The sequence below is a fragment of the Neisseria sp. Marseille-Q1983 genome, assembly GCF_018224585.1.
In the GTDB taxonomy this organism is placed as follows: domain Bacteria; phylum Pseudomonadota; class Gammaproteobacteria; order Burkholderiales; family Neisseriaceae; genus Neisseria; species Neisseria polysaccharea.
Map to the genome: position 1 here is coordinate 1 of NZ_JAGTUI010000089.1, position 2,339 is coordinate 2,339.

The 2,339-nt window shown below is 37.9% G+C and carries 4 protein-coding genes; all 4 read right to left on the reverse strand.

What is annotated here, in order from left to right; all coding sequences use genetic code 11:
* Nucleotides 1-99 precede the first annotated feature (99 nt).
* Nucleotides 100-333, reverse strand: a complete 234-nt coding sequence (locus tag KEM39_RS11120) for a hypothetical protein (protein ID WP_004694822.1) — start codon at nt 331-333, stop codon at nt 100-102.
* Between the two features lie 4 nt (nt 334-337).
* The gene (locus KEM39_RS11755) at nt 338-1,174 is read right to left on the reverse strand and encodes a colicin D domain-containing protein (RefSeq protein WP_249182770.1); all 837 of its coding nucleotides are present in this window, start codon (nt 1,172-1,174) and stop codon (nt 338-340) included.
* A gap of 220 nt (nt 1,175-1,394) precedes the next feature.
* Entirely contained in the window at nt 1,395-1,868 is a 474-nt protein-coding gene (locus KEM39_RS11130; protein ID WP_025457357.1) for a hypothetical protein, read from the reverse strand.
* A gap of 1 nt (nt 1,869) precedes the next feature.
* On the reverse strand, nt 1,870-2,339 hold a 470-nt coding region (locus KEM39_RS11760; RefSeq protein ID WP_249182772.1), incomplete at its 5' end, for an RHS repeat-associated core domain-containing protein.

The following is a 2,339-nucleotide window of genomic DNA, read 5'->3' on the forward strand; positions in this document are numbered from 1 at the left end:
AAGGCATCGTAGGTGTAGGCCCAAGTTTCTTTGCTGCCGTCTTTTTTGAAGATTTGGGCCTTAACCAATTTGTTGAGGCTCGTCTCAATCTACAGCTTGCTAATTATTGATAATAGATTTTTTAGCTATATGTATTAGATCTTTATAATTCTCCATAAAAGGTTCTTCTAATGTGGATTCTAATAAGCATTCTAAGTCATATAGTATTTTTTGCTCAGCTTCATCAATAATTTCATTATTTTCAACGAACTTAACAAGCCATTCAAAAAAAACTAAGACTTCATGGTTGTTAAATTTAATAATATAGTCGTTAGACTCTTTTTTAATTTCCATAATATTATAATGCTCCTCGAGAAACTACATTTTGTAACTGACCGGGATTTAATTTCCAACCACTTATAAAATCGCCAGATTTTTTGGTTATAACGTTTAACCCATTAGATTTGTTAAGGAAGTGAAGCACTGGTTCTCCTCTATAAGTGCCTTGAATTACTGAGGTACTAGAAGATTGGATATGCTTTTCTATTGCTTGTTTAAATGCTTCTGCGTTAGCTTTTGAGTAATTACCTCTAATACCAAAATCAGAAGCATGTTTAAATTTTTTCTGAAGTTGGTTGCCGCTAAATGAGACTGTTCTAGGTATTGCAGCAGCACACTTTCCGCATTTTAACTTTGATGCTAATTTGGAAATAGCACCAACAACTACTGGTATTACTCGAGCTAAAAATGCTCCCCATAACCCCAGTGGATCAATCCATACTTGAACATTCGGCGCAAATCCGTAAAAGTTAAATCCACCTTCTAACCCAATCGGGTCCTGATTCACAAACCGCCCCGCATCCGGCTCATAATACCTGAAGAAGTTGTAGTGCAACCCCGTCTCACGGTCGCAATACTGGTTTTGCAGGCGGAAGGGTTGGTGCGCCGTTCCCGTTACGTTCGTTTCGCTCCTCAGTTTGCCCCAACCGTAATAATCCCCGAACCAAACCAGATTGCCGTCCTTATCGGTCATCTCTCTCGGAATGCCGATTTGGTCGCAGTGGAAGTAGTGGATTTGTTGGCGGCTTTCGCCGTCTTCGGTTGTCCAATTGTGTACCTGTGCCAAAGGCTCGTAGGAGTCTTGGTCGGTGTAGAGATAGGTATACCTGCCGTCCGGGTGGACTTCCTGCAGCAAATGGCTGCCGTCCCAAACAAACCCGGTTTCCTCTTCGAGGCCGTTCCCGCTTAAATCATGCGGGAATGACGTTTCTGAAACTTCTTCGCTTTTCAGACGGCCTCAAAGGAAGGTTTTGAGGCCGTCTAAAAAGCGGAAACCGTGTGCGTACCGCACGCACCCTACGTCGGTATTGGAGGTTTCATGCGGGCTACTGCTTGCTACGCTTGCTTTATAATGGTTAATATTCAGAAAATATATTCATAGTAGATTTTACTAACTTTCTAGAATTTTCGTCTGGGCTAATTATTTTTGTAAGTAGAAATTTTTTCTTATTAAATTTGTTGTAGTAGAGATTCAATCCATTTCGAAGAAAAACGACAAGCTCATCATCATCTTGATATATGGAATGTATATCCTCATTCAATCTGCTTAATTTCAATTTTTCAAATGTTAATATAGAAGTTATTTTTTTACTCTTAATTTTTTTATGGTTAGAGATTTCTATTTGTTCTCCCTTAAGTATTCCTTTACTTTCATCGTATATAAAAGATATATAATATCCCTTAAAATAAAAGTAATACATTACAATATTCTTTCCAAATGACTCATTGCTGTTCTCTTTTAGGAAGCATGATATATTTTCGGTTGCGAAATCCTTTAAAAAAGTACCGTTTTTAAAAAAATCTCTTATTTTAAAAATTTTAGCTGCCATCTTATCCTCCTAATACTTTTAAAGTAGTAGAGAAATCTCTCGTGTTATTTGGAAAGTTTTGGACAGCTGCTTCAGCAACATCTTTCAATTTGGCTTTGTTTTTTGGATTTTGTACAAAATCATCAACAGCTTCTACGATTTTTTTCCATTGGGAAGGGTTATTTTCCTTTATATTTTTTGCGGTTGGGTCTGCAAGTTCATAAGAGCATTTGAATTTCCCATCTGGTAATTTTTTGCCGACTATTTCTATATGCATTGACTTTCTTCCCTGTTTGACATTGACATGTACGCCACGTGATTCAACATCAGGTAAGGCTTTGTTCATAGATACTTGAATTGCATTTTTCGATAATCCAAGCGGATCAATCCATACTTGAACATTCGGCGCAAATCCGTAAAAGTTAAATCCACCTTCTAACCCAATCGGGTCCTGATTCACAAACCGCCCCGCATCAGGCTCATAGTACCTGA

What these genes read in the sequence shown, in the direction of transcription:
- KEM39_RS11130 (WP_025457357.1), bottom strand. Translation starts at nt 1,868, where the DNA reads ATGGCAGCTAAAATTTTTAAAATAAGAGATTTTTTTAAAAACGGTACT.
- KEM39_RS11120 (WP_004694822.1), bottom strand. Translation starts at nt 333, where the DNA reads ATGGAAATTAAAAAAGAGTCTAACGACTATATTATTAAATTTAACAAC.